We start from the raw sequence: 15,407 nt of genomic DNA on the forward strand, positions 1-15,407 counted from the left end.
CCTGACCTGAATGGAAGGAACGATCATGGGCGACAGCGGACCCGAAGAAGCCGTCAAAGGCGTCGTCGAAGACGTCAAGGGCAAGGCCAAGGAAGTCATCGGCATCGTCACCGACAAGGACGATCTGCGTGAAGAAGGCCGCGCTCAGCAGGACAAAGCCGATGCCGCGCGCGATGTAGCCAAGAAGGAAGCCGAAGCCGAGGCCGCCCGCACCGCGGAGCAGGCCGCCGAGGCTCGCCAGAAGGCCGCCGAGTAATTCAGCTGTGACGCGGGGATGCGTTGTGCCGCCGAGGTTTGCCGCACGACGCATCCCCGACGGCTGTTTGGGCGCCCGGTTTGAAAATGACAGATCCGGCAATTCCCTAGGCGCAGTACTACATCGCTACACACGCTCTACGAACGGATGAAACATGATTATCCTCGGCATCATCCTCCTTCTGATCGGCTATTTCACCGGCCTATCGATCCTCTACACAATCGGTGGCATCCTCGTCGTAGTCGGCCTCGTGCTGTGGATCCTCGGAGCAGTCGGGCGCCCGGTCGGTGGACGAAAAGTCTGGTTCTAGCGCCGCATCGCGGCGCCTTTCGAGCCGCCGGTAATCCGGAGGCACTGAACGACTTCTGATGTCCCGAGACACCTTCGACGGGTGTCTCGGGACATCGTCATGTGTGCAACCTGTCAGAGTAGGGATTCCGCATCGCTACTCGAAATTTGTGCATCGGCACGTGCTCGGCGTCCATCTGGGTAACCAACGGCCCACCGAGGAGTCCTGGTTCGTGGGTGCGTCCACTGTTTCTGCCCCTGCGGAATGGATGAGTGGCGTGGAGACATTGTCGCTCTTCCATTTTCCGGAAAACACGGCGATGACGCGACATGAATCGGTGCGTCGGCCTGCCGGGGTTGTCCTCGCTACGGACTTCGAGGGGGCAAGCACCCTCGTCTGAATGGCCCTTATCCGCTTCGCTCCAACACAGCCTGATACCGCTGCTCAGCCACGCTCAACTCCCTCATCTAGGGAGTGTCAAGGATCAACCGAAGTAGGTGTAAAGCAACAGCCGAAACACTGTCGCCCATCAACCGAAGACCAAACGTCAAGCATCAACCGAGGTCATACATTACTGAAGTAGGGCGGGCGGGGCTCGAACCCGCGACCAATGGATTATGAGTCCACGGCTCTAACCAACTGAGCTACCGCCCCCTGGTGCGGACCCTATCGTCGCATGTCCGCCTCGCTCCGAGGCAGATTGGTCGGCCTCAGCCCAGTGCGGTGCCGTCATTGCGCAGTACCGCTTCGACATCACCGCGGAACGCCGCGAGCTGCTCGCGCTGCTCGTCGGTGTACTCGCGCGAGGAATCGTCGAGCACGCAGACCGTGCCCACCACAGTCCCCGATGCGTCGTGCACCGGCAGGCCCAGATAGTTGTGCAGGCCGAACTCCGTCTCGTCCTCATTGCCGGCGAACGTCGCATCCTCGCGCGAATCGCGCACGAACAGGGGGCTGTCAGCGTCGACCACCTTCTCGCAGTACAGCGGCACCCGGGAACCATCGTCACGGGCCTTCTTGCCGGCCGCCCCCACCGTGTAGTGCTTGGTGGCCTCACCGGCAGTCGCCGCCACCACCATCGAATCGGGCTCGGAGCGCATCACCAGAACCGACTTCACCCCGAGCTGCTCAGCGATCATTTCCAGTTGACCGGCCAGCGGTGAGAGCCCCGCGGTGGTGTCCGTCTTGTGGGGTTCGGCATCAGACATGGCACCAGTCTCCCGGCGCGCGCAGCGGGCGGCAACACTTTCACTCACGGCGAGGTGCACGATGGGTACTGTGCCGATGCCTTCCAGCGCTTTCGCCTCCGACAACGCCGCTCCCGCACACCCTCGGGCGCTCGAGGCGATCCAGGCCGCCAATGACGGCGCAGTCATGTCCTACGGCGGTGACCCCATCACTCACCGCGCGGCCGACCGGATCCGGGACGTCTTCGACTCCCCCGGCGCCGATGTACTTTTCGCCTTCACCGGCACCGGCGCGAACATCATCGCGCTGACCGCCGCCGTACGGCCCTGGCACGAAATCCTCTGCAGCGACGTCGCCCACAGCCTGCTCGACGAGGCCGGCGGTCCGGTGCGGGTGTCCGGCGCCAGCCTCGTCGCGCTGCCCAGCGACGACGGCCTCATCGACCCGGCACTCCTGGATCGCCGCATCACCCGCCGCGGCGACGTGCACCACTCCCAACCACGCATCGTCACCATCACCCAGTCCACCGAGAACGGCCGCGTCTGGCAGCCCGAGGCGATCGCAGAGTTCGTCGACCACGCGCACGATCTCGACCTGCTGGTCCATGTTGACGGCTCCCGCGTTGCCAATGCGATTGCAGCCCTGAATGTCTCGCCGCTGGATGCTGTCGGTGACGCCGACATCGTCACGGTGGGCGGTACCAAGAACGGCATGCTGTTCGGCGACGCGGTCTTGGTGCGACGCCCCGAACACTTCACCGGTATCGAGTTCGTCCAGAAGCAGATCGGCCACCTGGCCAGCAAACACCGCTATGTCGCAGCGCAATTCGAGGCCATGCTGGCCGACGGCGCCTGGCTCGACACGGCCGCCCACGCGAATGCCATGGCCGGCAAGCTCAGTTCAGGCTTGACCGCACTCGGCCTGCGCCTGGCGTCGGCCACCGATGCCAATGAAGTGTTCGTCGACCTGCCCGCCGACGCGTTGGCGGCCGTGCGACGACACTTCGCCGTGCACGTCCCCGACCCGCACAAGCCCGCCGCCCGGTTCGTCTGTTCGTGGGCGACCACCGGCACCGACGTCGATGCGGCCTTGGCGGCGCTTGCTCAGGCGAAGACGGTCTGACCGTCCTCGTCGATGAGGTAGCGCTCGGTACCCTCGTCGACGCGGGCCTGATCGGCCTTCAACGACACCGCGATCTTGTTGCTGGCGTTGCGCATCACGTCCAGCGTCAGCTCGCGGGCCTGCTCCTGCGAGAAGTGCTCCCGCACAACGGAAGCCACCGCTGGACTGATCCGCGCCGGCGACCAGATCAGCGCGTCGGCATAGCGCAGCGCCGCCTTGTGCGCATCGGTCAGCAGCTCGGAAGACTCGAAGTGCTCGATGTCGTCGTACATCGATTCGCTGCCACCGGCGTCCAGGGCCTTGCTCTCCCGCAGCGATTTGCACAGCCGGCAGTTGTGGGCGACAGCTCCGCGTAGCCGCACCACCTCGGTGGTGACCGGGTCCAGCGACCGCAGCCGCGCCACCCCGGGCAGCAGCTGGTTGAACAGCACGTCACCGGCGTCGATGCTCGGATCCCACACCGGTACGTCGGGCACCCAGCCGACCGGCAACCCGAGCACCTCCAACCCGGTGCGTACCCGCGGCAGGAAGTCGGCGAAGAACATCTGGATGACCGCCGCGAAGCTCGCCGCACCCAACGCACCGGTCAACGCCTCCCGCTGGCGATCGGAGATCGCCGACACGTCGACGCTGAACTGTTCGGCGAACTCGGCCACCACTTTCTCGGCGTCCGACTCGGGAGCGCTCACCGGCGTCTGCGCGGGCAGCGGAGTCAACGAGAGGGTGTCGCCACAGGTGGTGCGGATCAGCCCCACCAGCCGCTGCAGGTCGCCCGGTGATTGCACCACCAGCTGGGTCAGGACAGCGTCAAGATCATCGGCCATCTGCCGATTATTGCGCTTGGCTCACCGACGACATGTGGAAGTCGGGGATTCGCAGCGTCGGCATCACCGCTCGGGTCGCCCAGTCGCCCCATTCACGGGGCAGCGTCTGCTCGGGCACGCCAGCCTCGGTGGCGCGCCTCAGCAGATCCAGCGGGCTCTCGTTGAAGCGGAAATTGTTGACCGCCCCGGTGACTTCGCCGTCCTCGATCAGGTACACCCCGTCGCGGGTCAACCCGGTCAGCAGCAGGGTGGTCGGATCGACGGTGCGGATGTACCACAGCGTGGTCAGCAGCAGCCCGCGTTCGGTGGATGCCACCATGTCCGCCAAGTCGGCGCTGCCGCCGGTCATCAGCAGGTTGTCGGCCGGCACCGCGACCGACGTCCCGAACTCGGCGGCCGCCGCCCGCGGGTAGGCCAGTGCGTTGATGGCGCCGTCGCGGATCCAGTCCACCCGCCTGATGTCGAGCCCGTTGTCGAAGACCGAGATCGTCTCCGAACCGCTGGTGGCCGCGACGAACGGCGCGCACTCCAGTCCCGGTGCGAACGGATCGGAGTACATCGTCAGCGGCAGTTCGGTGAGCCGCTCCCCGACCCGCGTTCCACCGCCGGGAGCCGACAACGCCGTCCGGCCCTCCTGGGCGCCGCGACCGTCCATCGACCAGCCGAGGTAGATCATCATGTCGGCCACCGCGGACGGCGGCATCAGGGTTTCGTAGCGGCCGGCCGGCAGGTCGACGGTCCGGTTGGCCCAGCCGAGTCGCATCGCCAGATCGTCGAGCAGCGTGTCGGTGGGCACCTCGGTGAACCATGGGGTGCTGATGCCCGCCCATGCGCTGGCACCGTCGCGTTTGGCGTTGATCTCGACGGTTCCGGTGGGCTGGGTGAAGCGGCGGCGGATCCCGGTCGAGGTGGCCAGAAACGTCGTCTCGACGACGTGGTGGGCGTAGCCGTACAACCGGTCGGTGCGCCCGAAGCCGCCCGACAGTGATTCGGCGACATCGGCGAACACCTCGGCCCCGGTCTCCGCAATCGACTCGTTCCAGTCGTCCGGGGTGCCGCTGCCGGTCAGCAGCGGAGCACTGTCGCGGGCGTCGGGAGCGGCGTGGGCGGCGTGTTCGGCGGCGGCCACCAACACCGCGATCGCCGCGGGGTTGACGTCGCTGCTGCGGACCGCGCCGGTATGCGACGTATCACCTTTGCGGACAATCGAAATCACGGTGGTCGACCGGGTGGTCGAGACACCGTTGGTGGTCATCGAGTTCCCCGCCCACCGCAGCGAGGCCTCGGCCCGATCGGTGACGATGACGATCGTCTCGTCGACGGTGGCGGCCTGCAGTGCCAACTCGACGACCTGCTGGGCGGGGATCATGCGTGACCCGCTTCCTCGCGCGTGTTGAGCACGTTCACCCCACGGAACAACGCCGACGGGCAGCCGTGGCTGACGGCGGCCACCTGACCGGGCTGGGCCTTGCCGCAGTTGAACGCCCCGCCGAGACGCCAAGTCTGGGGCCCGCCAACGGCTTCCATCGAATTCCAGAAATCGGTGGTGGTGGCCTGATACGCCACGTCACGCAGCTGACCCTCCAGCCGTCCGTCGCGGATCCGGTAGAACCGCTGGCCGGTGAACTGGAAGTTGTACCGCTGCATGTCGATCGACCAGGACTTGTCGCCGACGATGTAGATGCCGTCCGAGACCCGGGAGATCAGGTCCTCGGTGCTCAGATCCTCGGCGCCGGGCTGCAGCGAGACGTTGGCCATCCGCTGGATCGGGACGTGGTGTGGGGAGTCGGCATAGCTGCAGCCGTTGGACCGGGCGTGGCCCAGCCGCGGCGCGAACACCCGGTCGAGTTGGTAGCCGACAAAGATGCCGTCGCGCACCAGATCCCAGCTCTGGGCGGCCACTCCCTCGTCGTCGTATCCAATTGTGGCCAAACCGTATTCGACAGTGCGATCAGCGGTCACCGTCATCACCGGCGAGCCGTAGCGCATCGTGTTCAGCTTGTCCGGGGTGGCGAACGAGGTACCCGCGTAGGCGGCTTCGTAGCCGATCGCTCGGTCGTATTCGGTGGCGTGGCCGATGGATTCGTGAATGGTCAGCCACAGGTTGGTGGGGTCGATCACCAGATCGGTCGGCCCCGCCACCACCGTCGGCGCCTTGTTCTTCTCGGCGAGCAGGCTGGGCAGCTCGGCCAGTTCGGTACTCCAGTTCCAGACCTCGTCGCCGGCCACCGCCTCCCAGCCGCGGGCGGTCGGCGGGGCCAGCGTGCGCATCGACTCGAAGCTGCCGGCCGCCGCGTCAACGGCCACCGCGTCCAGCGCCGGCTGCAGCCGCACCCGCTGCTGGGTGATCGACGAGCCGAAGGTGTCGGCGTAGAACGTCTGCTCCTTGACGGTCATCACCATCGCCGAGACGTGATCCACCCCGTCCGACGCCATCAAACGACCCGAGTACTCCCCCAGCAGAGCGATCTTGTCGGCGGTCGGCACGGTGAACGGGTCGATTCCGTAGTTCGACACCCACGTCACATCGCTGTAGACCGGTTCGGCCGCCAACTCGATGCGCTCGGCGTTCAGCAGCGCCAGTGTGGTGGCGACCTGGACTGCGCGGCGTGCGGTGTCCGCGGCGACCTCGGGCGCCAGCTCGGCGTGCGAGGCGAACCCCCAGGTGCCGTCGACGATCACCCGCACAGCCAGCCCGATCTCGCGGTCGGTGACCGCGCTCTGCAGCTCGCCGTCGCGTAGCTGGACCACCTCGCTGGTGATCGCATGGATCCGCAGATCGGCGTAGCTGGCGCCGGCGGCACGAGCCGCCGACAGGGCAGCGTCGGCCAGCGCATGGCGCGGCAGGGCCAGAAAGTCGGCGTCAACGTCGCGGGGACTCACGTGCTACACGGTAACGGGCGGCTCGGTGACCCGCTTTAATGGCCAAGGTGATGACTCGGCGTGTGCGCTCGACCCTGCTGGGGTACGCGCTGCTCGCACCGAGCCTGTTCGGGGTCGTCTGCTTCCTGTTGCTGCCCATGCTGGTGGTGGTGTGGTTGAGCCTGCACCGCTGGGATCTACTGGGGCCCATCCGCTATGTGGGGCTGGACAATTGGCGTTCGGTGCTCAGCGACGCCGGCTTCGGCAACTCCCTGCTGGTGACGCTGGCGTTCATCGCGATCGTGGTTCCGGTGCAGATCGTGCTGGGGTTGTTCGCCGCGGCGCTGTTGTCCCGCGAGCTGCCGGGTAGCGGCGTGTTCCGCACCGTGTACGTGGTGCCGTGGGTGTGCTCGCCGCTGGCGGTCGCGGTGCTGTGGCATTGGATCCTGGCGCCGACCGACGGAGCCGTCAGCACCGTGTTGGGGCATCGCGTCGAGTGGCTGACCGATCCCGGGCTGGCGTTGCCGGTCGTCTCCGCGGTGACGGTGTGGATGAACGTCGGCTACGTGACGCTGTTCTTCCTGGCCGGGATCCTGGCGATTCCGCCGCAAATCCACGCCGCGGCCCGCCTCGACGGCGCGACGAGCTGGCAGCGGTTCTGGCACATCACGCTGCCGATGCTGCGACCGACATTGTTCTTCGTCTCGGTGACCGGCGTCGTCAGCGCGGCGCAGGTGTTCGACACGGTGTACGCGCTGACCGGTGGCGGGCCCGCCGGGCGCACCGATCTGGTGGCGCACCGAATCTATGCCGAGGCGTTCGGCGCCGCCGCGATCGGCCGGGCAGCGGTGATGGCGCTGGTGCTGTTCGTCATCCTGGTCGGCGCAACGATCGTCCAGCACCTCTACTTCCGGCGGCGGATCAGCTATGACCTCACGTAACGCGTTGATCTACCTGGGTCTGCTGGCCGGTGCAGTGATCACCCTGGCCCCGTTCGGGCTGGGCCTGTTGACGTCGTTCACCTCGGCGCAGCAGTTCGCCACCGGCACTCCGCTATCGCTGCCGAGCCCGCCGACGTTGGCCAACTACAGCGCGTTGGGCGATGCCGGATTCGGCCGGGCGTTGGCGGTGACAGCGCTGATGACGGCCATCATCACACTGGCGCAGCTGACGTTCTCGGTCCTGGCCGCTTACGCATTCGCCCGCCTGGAGTTCACCGGCCGCGACGCCATGTTCTGGATCTACATCGCGACGCTGATGGTCCCCGGGACGGTGACCGTGGTACCGCTGTACCTGATGATGGCCGAGCTGGGCTTGCGGAACACGTTCTGGGCGTTGGCGTTGCCATTCGTGTTCGGCTCCCCCTACGCGATCTTCCTGCTGCGCGAATACTTTCGCGGCATCCCCGCCGACCTGGTCAACGCCGCCCGGCTGGACGGGGCCAACACCCTCGACGTGCTTGTACACGTGGTGTTGCCGGCCAGCAAGCCGATCCTGGTGACCCTGACCCTGATCACCGTTGTCAGTCAATGGAATTCGTTCATGTGGCCGCTGGTCATCACCAGCGGTGGCACCTGGCGGGTGTTGACCGTCGCGACCGCGGGGTTGCAGACCCAGTACAACGCACAGTGGACGCTGGTGATGGCGGCGACGACGGTGGCGATCGTTCCGCTGATCGCGCTGTTCCTGATGTTCCAACGCCAGATCGTCCGCTCGATCGTCGTCACCGGGCTGAAATGAGCTGGCCGCACTCGCCAATGAGATGGCCCCACCCGCCGAGATCGACGTCATGGCTGCGGTCGAGCCGATTTCACAACCCTGGTGTCGATCTCGACGAGGGTGTGACCAAATGAGCTGGCCGCCACGGTTCTCCACCCGGATGCTGGCCGGGCTGATCGCGGTCGCCGTGGTGCTGGTTTCGGCGGCCCTGGTGCTGGGCCGCAGAGGCGAACCGTCGGGCACGACCGTGGTCACCATGCGACTCTGGGATCCGCAGGTGGCGGCCGCCTACGCCGAGTCCTTCACCGAATTCAGCCGCACACACCCGGACATCGAGGTGCGCACCAACGTCGTCCCCTACGCCAGTTACTTCACCACCCTGCGGACCGACGTCGCAGGCGGCGGCGCCGACGACATCTTCTGGCTCAACAACGCGAACTTCGCCGAATACGCCGACAACCACCGGCTGATGTCGGTGGCGCCGAGCCCGGATTGGGACCCGTCGGTCACCGCGCAATTCACCCGGGGCGGCGCACTGTGGGGAGTGCCGCAACTGACCGACGCCGGAATCGCCCTGTACTACAACGCCGATCTGCTGGCCGCCGACGGCGTCGACACCGCCGCACTGAACTCGCTGCGCTGGGATCCCGACCCGAGCGTCGACACCCTGCGGCCCCTACTCAAGCGCCTCACCCACGGCAGGCAGTGGGCGTACAACGCCGCCAACGACTTACAGGCCATCTACCTCAACTACATCGGCTCGGCGGGCGGGGTGTTCTCCGACGGCGACCGGTTCGCCTTCGACAACCCGCAGGCTGCCACCGCGTTCCGCTATGTCGTCGGGCTGATCAACACCGATCGGGTCGCCCCGCCCGCGTCGGACACCAACGACAACGGCGACTTCTCCCGCAACCAGTTTCTATCCGGGCGGATGGCGCTGTTCCAGTCGGGCACCTACAACCTGGCCCAGGTCGCCGAGCGGGCGACGTTCCGCTGGGGCGTGGCGATGTTGCCGGCCGGACCGGCGGGACGGGTCAGCGTGACCAACGGCATTGTCGCCGCGGGCAATCCCGTCAGCCGTCACCCCGACGCGGTGCGCGAGGTACTGGCCTGGCTGGGCAGCGAACGCGGCAACTCCTATGTCGGCCGCCACGGCGCCGCCATCCCGGCGGTGCTGCCGGCCCAGCAGGAGTACTTCGACTACTGGTCGGCGAAGGGTGTCGACGTGACGCCGTTCTTCCGGGTGCTCGACGGCCCGCGCATCGCCGCGCCGGGCGGGCCGGGCTTCGCTGCCGGATATCAGGCGATCAAGCCGTACTTCGACGAAATGTTCCTGGGCCGAACACCCGTCGCGGATGCGCTGGCCGCCGCCCAGCGTGCTGCCAACACCGCCGTGTCGAGGTGATGGCGTCGAGCGTGGGGGTTCTCGTCGAATTCGTCGGTGGTTTCCACCGATAACCCACACGCTCGGCGAACGGAGAGCCGAGGCCGGGCGCTAGATACCGGCGAGCACCGTCACCTGGAGGCCGACCGACACCACGCACACCAGCGCGGAGATCGCCAAGACCACCCAGTCGGCGCGCTTGGGCCCCGACGGCGCCGCCGAGATCGTGCCGGTCCCGCCGCGCGCAGTGATCGCGTCGCCCATCTCGTCAGCACGCCGAAGCGCCACTGTGACGCCCGCCGACATCAGGTCCACCATCTCGATGGCCCACCGCCGGCGCCGGGCCCGGCGACTGGTCAGCACCGGGCGGGGCCGCAGCCGTCGCGCGGCGTAGAGCAACCGGAACTCGTCGAGCAGCATCGGAAATGCCCGCAGCGACAAGGCAAGAGCCACCGCCCAGTCGTCAACCGGGATGCGGAAGAATTTCAGCGGCCTGCCCAGTCGCGCCACCGCGGGCGCGATATCGGCGACGTTCGTCGTCCACGACACCATCATCCCCAACGCCAGCAGCACGATCGCCACCACGGTGATGCGCACGAACTTCAGCAGCCCACCGAGTTCGAAGGCGTGGGACGCCAGATGCAGCACCGGCGCTCCACCGCCCAACGTCGCGGTCACCGCGCCGAGCAGCAGCAATAACCACAGCCACTTGGGTACTGACGGCAGCACCCCGCGCGGGATTCGGGCCATCCGGATCGCGGTGCCGATGAGGATTGCGACCAGAGCGATCGGCACCCAATCCGGGTAGAACGCCAACAGGGCCGAGAAACCGAGGACCACAACCAGTTTGGTGCCGGCCCACAGCTCGTGGATCGGTGACGTGCCCGGCACCGGACGCAACAGCACCACCGGGCGGGGCTGGCGCGCGGTCGTCACGACACTTCCTCCGCGGTCGGCGCGGTGGTGAGCACACCGTCGCGCAGGTGCAGAGTGCGTGGGCACAGCTCCTCGAGGCCCACGAAATCATGTGAGATCACCACGACGGTCAGTCCGCTGTTGCGGCGCAGATCGCTCAGCAGCCGCAGCAGGCCACGCTGGCTGGCCGCGTCGAGGCCGGCCAGCGGCTCGTCGAGAATCAGCGCCTGCGGCGAGCGGGCCAGCAGGCCGGCGATCACCACCCGGCGCATCTGTCCGCCCGAGAGCTGGTCGATGCGACGCCCGGCCAATGAGGCATCCAGGCCGACCTTGGCCAGCGCGGCGTGCACCCGGGCTGTGTCGCGGGGCGAAAAGCCAGCTGCGGAAGCAACTTCCAGGTCGACACGACTGCGCATCAGCTGCAGCCGGGCGGCCTGGAAAGCGATCGCCACCTCGCCGACACACTCCGGTGCCGGGCGCCCACGCACCAGGCACGCGCCGGACGTCGGCGTGGTCAGGCCCGCCATGATCCAGGCCAGGGTCGACTTGCCAGAACCGTTGCCGCCGTGGATGAGAAGGCCGTCGCCCTCGTGGACGGTGAAGTTGACATCGGTCAGCGCGGGCTTGGCCCACGGTGTACCCGCAGCGTATTCGTGGCTGACATGGTCGAGCTGCAACACCGGTTCCGCGGCGCGCGGCGCAGCACTGGTCGTCGCCGTCGGCGCGGCAGCGCTTTCGACCATGTCGGTGTTGTCCAGCGACTCGGTGAGATCGACGATCCGGTCGGCGGTATCGGCTTCGTTGTTGTAATGGGTGATCGCCACCAACGCCATCCGGTGGCGATCGGTCAGACCGGACAGCACGTTCAGCAATGCCTCCCGGCCGCGCTGGTCCACCATGCTGGTGACCTCGTCGGCGATCAGCATCGACGGCGTGCGGGCCAGCGCGGCGGCCACCGCGAGCCGCTGCAACTCGCCGCCGGACAGTCCGCCGGTGTCGCGCTCCTCCATGCCCGTCAGGCCGACTTCGTCGAGCAGCGCCGGAATATCGGTGTGCGTCCCCGGCGGCAGTCCGAACACCACGTCGTCGGCGACTCGCGTTCCCAGGACCTGACTTTCGGGGTGCTGCAGGATCACCGCAGTCCCGCCCGGTTTACCCAGTCCGATCGCACCGGGCCGCTCGATCACGCCGGAGGTGGGGTTCCGTCCGGCCAGCAGCAGCATCAGCGTGGTCTTGCCGGAGCCGTTGGCGCCGGTGATCGCCACGTGCTCGCCGACGTCGACCGACAAGCTCACGGGCCGCAGCGCATCGCGCGCGGCGTTGGGGTACCGGAACCCGGCGTCGGCCAGACGCACCGGAACCGGTGCGACCGGCCCGGATTCGTCGGGCGGCTCGAGCTTGTGCACATCGGGGATGCCGCGCAAGCGGTCCAGCACTCGCGACAGCGCCCACCACCCGACCAGGGTGACGACCATGATCGAGAACATCGCGTAGACCATCAGCAGTGCCGGCCAATACTGCAGGGCGACGCCGAACATGCGCCGCGCGTCCTCGGCGGCAGGCCGGAACGGCTCGAAGCGCGACATCACCGACACCACGCCGTCGAAGTTGGCCGTCATCGCCTCGAACGTCAGCGTGCGCAGCCGTACCAGCACGGTCAATGCGGCGATGATGAAGAGACCGAACACCACACCGGCCACCAGGCCCACCGCGATCACAGTCGGGGTGCCCCGCCCGCGGCGCTTCATGATGCCGGCCAACCCACCGACGTAGGCGCAGTTGACCACCACCATGAGCCCGCTGACACCGGCGATGAGGAAGGCGACCACACTCGCCGCGACCGTCGACGCGACCAACACCCGCAGGCGGTACCGGTAACCCAGCAGTCCCATCGGCACCGTGGTGAGAAGCGAGAGTCCCCCGGCGAACGGCACGACGACGGAGATGATCGCCAAGGCGGCGGCCAGCGCGGCCATCACGGAGGCTTGCGCCATCTCGACGGGTGACAGCGATCCTGTTCGACGGCCATCGAGCGACGGGCGGGAGGGCTGCTGCGCAGGGGCCTCCGGTCTCGTCGCGGTCATCACCTGATTCTGCCAGCCGCCTGGGGCTGCTCTGGGTCTCGGCCTGCCGCGGCCAGGGCCGCCTGTGGGAAAGCTGTGAGAAATGACACCGGCCGGCCGGGCGACAACATAGTATTTCTATGTAAATATGGTCGGTATGAGTCCGACGCCCACCCAGGAGCACCCCGGCGCCGCGTCCACGTCGCACACGGGCTTGGGGTCTGAGCTGCTCACCGTCGTCGCCCGGCTCAACCGGCTGGCCACCCAGCGGATCCGGCTGCCGCTGCCGTGGGCGCAGGCCCGGCTGCTCAGCACGATCGACGACCAGGGCGAGGCCCGCATCTCCGATCTGGCCGAGCTCGACCACTGCTCGCAGCCGACGATGACCACGCAGGTCCGTCGTCTCGAGGACGCCGGCTTGGTGGCTCGCACCCCCGATCCCGACGACGCGCGTGCGGTCCGTATTCGCATCACCCCTGAGGGCAAGACAATGCTCACCCAGGTCCGCGCCGACCGCGCCGCGGTGATCGATCCGCGTATCGAGCGCCTCTCGGACGAGGACCGCGAAATCCTGTCGACCGCCGTCGGTGCATTGCATCGCCTGCTCGACGACCTCGACACGTCACCGAAGTAGTTAGGAGTGAGCCACTCATGTGGCGCCAACCCAAGGCCGTCTGGGCCGTTGCGTTCGCATCCGTCGTCGCGTTCATGGGAATCGGACTCGTTGATCCGATCCTGAAACCGATCGCCGACAATCTCAATGCCACACCGTCGCAGGTGTCGCTACTGTTCACCAGCTACATGGCCGTCATGGGTGTGGCGATGCTGGTCACCGGCGTGGTGTCAAGCCGTATCGGCCCGAAGCGCACGCTGCTGCTCGGTCTGGTGATCATCATCGCCGGCGCCGGACTCGCCGGGATGAGCGACACCGTGATGGGCATCGTCGGCTGGCGCGCATTGTGGGGACTGGGCAATGCGCTGTTCATCGCGACCGCGCTGGCCACCATCGTCAACTCGGCGCGCGGCTCGGTTGCCCAGGCGATCATCCTTTACGAAGCCGCGCTGGGGCTCGGCATCGCGGTCGGCCCGCTGGTCGGTGGTGTGTTGGGTGGAATCTCTTGGCGTGGACCATTTTTCGGGGTGTCGGTGCTGATGGCCATCGCCCTGGTGGTGACGGCGCTGCTGTTGCCCGAGACGCCCCGCCCGCAGCGCATGACGACGCTGGCCGACCCGTTCCGCGCGCTGCGGCACCGGGGCCTGCTCGGGGTCGCGGTCACCGCGCTTCTGTATAACTTCGGCTTCTTCACGCTGCTGGCGTTCACCCCGTTCCCACTCGACATGAACGCGCACGAGATCGGGCTCATCTTCTTCGGCTGGGGTCTGTGCCTCGCCTTCACCTCGGTGGTGGTGGCACCCCGGTTGCAGCACCGTTTCGGCACCGTCCGGGTGCTGCTGTTGAATCTGCTGTGTTTCTCGGCGCTGCTGGTCGTGATGGCCGTCGGCACCGACAACAAGACCATCCTGGCCACCTGTGTGGTCATCGCCGGCCTGTTCATCGGCATCAACAACACGCTCATCACCGAAACGGTCATGAAGGCTGCGCCCGTCGAACGCGGTGTCGCCTCGGCCGCCTACAGCTTCATGCGGTTCGGCGGCGCCGCCGTCGCACCGTGGCTGGCCGGCGTGCTCGGTGAGCGGGTCAGCGTGCACCTGCCGTTCTGGGTGGGCGCCGGTGCGGTGCTGCTCGGCGCCGGGGTGCTGGCGCTGACCGCACGCCACCTGAGTGGGATCGACGCTTCCGGCGAAGACGACGTCGAGGAGATCACCGAGCAGGCCACCGCGGTGACCATCGGCAGCGACAGCTGAAACCGTTGTCGCTCAACGCCGTGGGCGCTCACATCCAGATGGTGGCCTTCGCGCTTTCCCTGGGCTGAGCCAGCGGATGGTCCCTACCCAACAGGTCGCCGGTGATGACGCCGCAGAACCGGTACATCGAGATGTCGAAGATTCCGTTCTGCATGGGCTGCTCGATGAAGTGCCCGAGGCGTTCGGCGCCGATGAAGACCGCCATCAGCAGCAGGCCGATGATCACCCCCGCGTAGGGGTGTGACGAGCCGTCCAGCCTGCTGAACGCCATGATCGCGAAGAACCAGGCCAGTCCGCGGACGAAGACCTCGTATTGCAGCGGGATCGGCTCATTGCGGATGCGTTCCAGGCCGCTCTGGGCGGCCACCAGAGCGGTGTTGACGCTCATCAGCATCACGCGGGCCTGGTTGTCGATATGTCCGTTCGCCGAGAGGGTTTGGATGTCGACCGCCTGGCGGGTCATCAATTCGGTGGCGCCGATGTCGGCGGGATCTTCCGGTGTCAGATCAGCGACGCCCGCCACCGCTGGAATCTTGCGCAGATCCGCGGCGAGCTGCCAGGCATAACGCACCTGCCGACGACGCATCCGGCTCAGCACATCCGCCATCTCCGGGGAACCGGAGTCCACCGAGCACAGCGTGTTGTCGGTGGCACGCGAGTTGATGATGACGTTGCCCCACAGCGTTCGGGCCTCCCACCACCGGTTGTAGGCGGTGGTGTTGCGGAAACCGATGAACACCGAAGCACCGATACCCAACACCGACAGCACCGCCGCGGCGTAATCGATCTGGGTGGGGTCGGGAATGGGGATCAAGATCGCGGCCACCACGATGATCGCCAGCAGATCCCAGCGCATCTGCCACCACACCAGGCCCGAGACCTTCAGTGGGCCGAGCTTCCCGACGCTACGAATCACCGC

General features: G+C 67.2%; 15 protein-coding genes and 1 tRNA gene. 8 read left to right on the top strand and 8 right to left on the bottom strand.

The genetic code is table 11. The annotated features are described in order from the left end of the window. Window positions 1-25: 25 nt before the first annotated feature. Both AB4879_RS28000 and AB4879_RS28005 read left to right on the top strand, forming a co-directional pair. Complete coding sequence (locus AB4879_RS28000) at window positions 26-256, top strand: CsbD family protein (RefSeq protein WP_102805587.1); 231 nt, start codon at window positions 26-28, stop codon at window positions 254-256. 154 nt (window positions 257-410) lie between these two features. Beyond that, window positions 411-566, top strand: coding sequence for a hypothetical protein (locus AB4879_RS28005; protein WP_102805588.1), 156 nt, complete (start codon window positions 411-413; stop codon window positions 564-566). A 559-nt stretch (window positions 567-1,125) separates the two neighbouring features. Here AB4879_RS28005 and AB4879_RS28010 read toward each other — a convergent pair. Then, window positions 1,126-1,199, bottom strand: a tRNA-Ile gene (locus AB4879_RS28010). Between the two features lie 56 nt (window positions 1,200-1,255). Further along, window positions 1,256-1,753, bottom strand: coding sequence for a GAF domain-containing protein (locus AB4879_RS28015; RefSeq protein ID WP_370510167.1), 498 nt, complete (start codon window positions 1,751-1,753; stop codon window positions 1,256-1,258). A 76-nt stretch (window positions 1,754-1,829) separates the two neighbouring features. On the opposite strand from AB4879_RS28015, the gene AB4879_RS28020 reads away from it, so the two are divergent. Continuing rightward, window positions 1,830-2,855: a low specificity L-threonine aldolase gene (locus tag AB4879_RS28020; RefSeq protein ID WP_370510168.1), complete on the top strand. Its 1,026-nt coding sequence runs from the start codon at window positions 1,830-1,832 to the stop codon at window positions 2,853-2,855. On the opposite strand, the gene AB4879_RS28025 is transcribed toward AB4879_RS28020, so the two are convergent. From AB4879_RS28025 to AB4879_RS28035, 3 genes are read right to left on the bottom strand one after another with little or no spacing between them, the layout of a single operon-like run. Further along, the gene (locus tag AB4879_RS28025) at window positions 2,837-3,679 is read right to left on the bottom strand and encodes a carboxymuconolactone decarboxylase family protein (RefSeq protein ID WP_370510169.1); all 843 of its coding nucleotides are present in this window, start codon (window positions 3,677-3,679) and stop codon (window positions 2,837-2,839) included. The genes AB4879_RS28020 and AB4879_RS28025 overlap by 19 nt on opposite strands. A 7-nt stretch (window positions 3,680-3,686) precedes the next feature. After that, entirely contained in the window at window positions 3,687-5,048 is a 1,362-nt protein-coding gene (locus AB4879_RS28030; protein WP_370510170.1) for a metallopeptidase TldD-related protein, read from the bottom strand. Next, window positions 5,045-6,562: a TldD/PmbA family protein gene (locus tag AB4879_RS28035; protein ID WP_370510171.1), complete on the bottom strand. Its 1,518-nt coding sequence runs from the start codon at window positions 6,560-6,562 to the stop codon at window positions 5,045-5,047. Before AB4879_RS28035 ends, AB4879_RS28030 begins: the two co-directional genes overlap by 4 nt. Window positions 6,563-6,612: 50 nt before the next feature. Between AB4879_RS28035 and AB4879_RS28040 the strand changes: the two genes are divergently transcribed. From AB4879_RS28040 to AB4879_RS28050, 3 genes are all read left to right on the top strand, one after another. Then, a complete protein-coding gene (locus AB4879_RS28040; RefSeq protein WP_370510257.1) occupies window positions 6,613-7,482 on the top strand; it encodes a carbohydrate ABC transporter permease in 870 nt (289 codons plus the stop codon). Further along, window positions 7,469-8,281: a carbohydrate ABC transporter permease gene (locus tag AB4879_RS28045; RefSeq protein WP_370510172.1), complete on the top strand. Its 813-nt coding sequence runs from the start codon at window positions 7,469-7,471 to the stop codon at window positions 8,279-8,281. The genes AB4879_RS28040 and AB4879_RS28045 overlap by 14 nt, the downstream gene beginning before the upstream one ends. A 109-nt stretch (window positions 8,282-8,390) precedes the next feature. Then, the gene (locus tag AB4879_RS28050; RefSeq protein WP_370510173.1) at window positions 8,391-9,665 is read left to right on the top strand and encodes a sugar ABC transporter substrate-binding protein; all 1,275 of its coding nucleotides are present in this window, start codon (window positions 8,391-8,393) and stop codon (window positions 9,663-9,665) included. A gap of 90 nt (window positions 9,666-9,755) precedes the next feature. Here AB4879_RS28050 and AB4879_RS28055 read toward each other — a convergent pair whose 3' ends face one another. Then, the gene (locus AB4879_RS28055) at window positions 9,756-10,580 is read right to left on the bottom strand and encodes a CbiQ family ECF transporter T component (protein WP_370510174.1); all 825 of its coding nucleotides are present in this window, start codon (window positions 10,578-10,580) and stop codon (window positions 9,756-9,758) included. Further along, entirely contained in the window at window positions 10,577-12,643 is a 2,067-nt protein-coding gene (locus AB4879_RS28060) for a DUF2232 domain-containing protein (protein ID WP_370510175.1), read from the bottom strand. The genes AB4879_RS28055 and AB4879_RS28060 overlap by 4 nt, the downstream gene beginning before the upstream one ends. A 136-nt stretch (window positions 12,644-12,779) precedes the next feature. Between AB4879_RS28060 and AB4879_RS28065 the strand changes: the two genes are divergently transcribed. Beyond that, window positions 12,780-13,256 carry a MarR family winged helix-turn-helix transcriptional regulator gene (locus AB4879_RS28065; RefSeq protein WP_102805770.1) on the top strand — a complete coding sequence of 159 codons (477 nt, stop codon included), beginning with the start codon at window positions 12,780-12,782 and terminating at the stop codon, window positions 13,254-13,256. 17 nt (window positions 13,257-13,273) lie between these two features. Beyond that, window positions 13,274-14,488, top strand: a complete 1,215-nt coding sequence (locus AB4879_RS28070; RefSeq protein WP_370510176.1) for an MFS transporter — start codon at window positions 13,274-13,276, stop codon at window positions 14,486-14,488. Window positions 14,489-14,516: 28 nt separating this feature from the next. On the opposite strand, the gene AB4879_RS28075 is transcribed toward AB4879_RS28070, so the two are convergent. Next, the gene (locus AB4879_RS28075) at window positions 14,517-15,404 is read right to left on the bottom strand and encodes a bestrophin family ion channel (protein ID WP_370510177.1); all 888 of its coding nucleotides are present in this window, start codon (window positions 15,402-15,404) and stop codon (window positions 14,517-14,519) included. Window positions 15,405-15,407: the final 3 nt, after the last annotated feature.

It is taken from the genome of Mycobacterium sp. SA01 (assembly GCF_041287105.1).
Taxonomy (GTDB): Bacteria; Actinomycetota; Actinomycetes; order Mycobacteriales; family Mycobacteriaceae; genus Mycobacterium.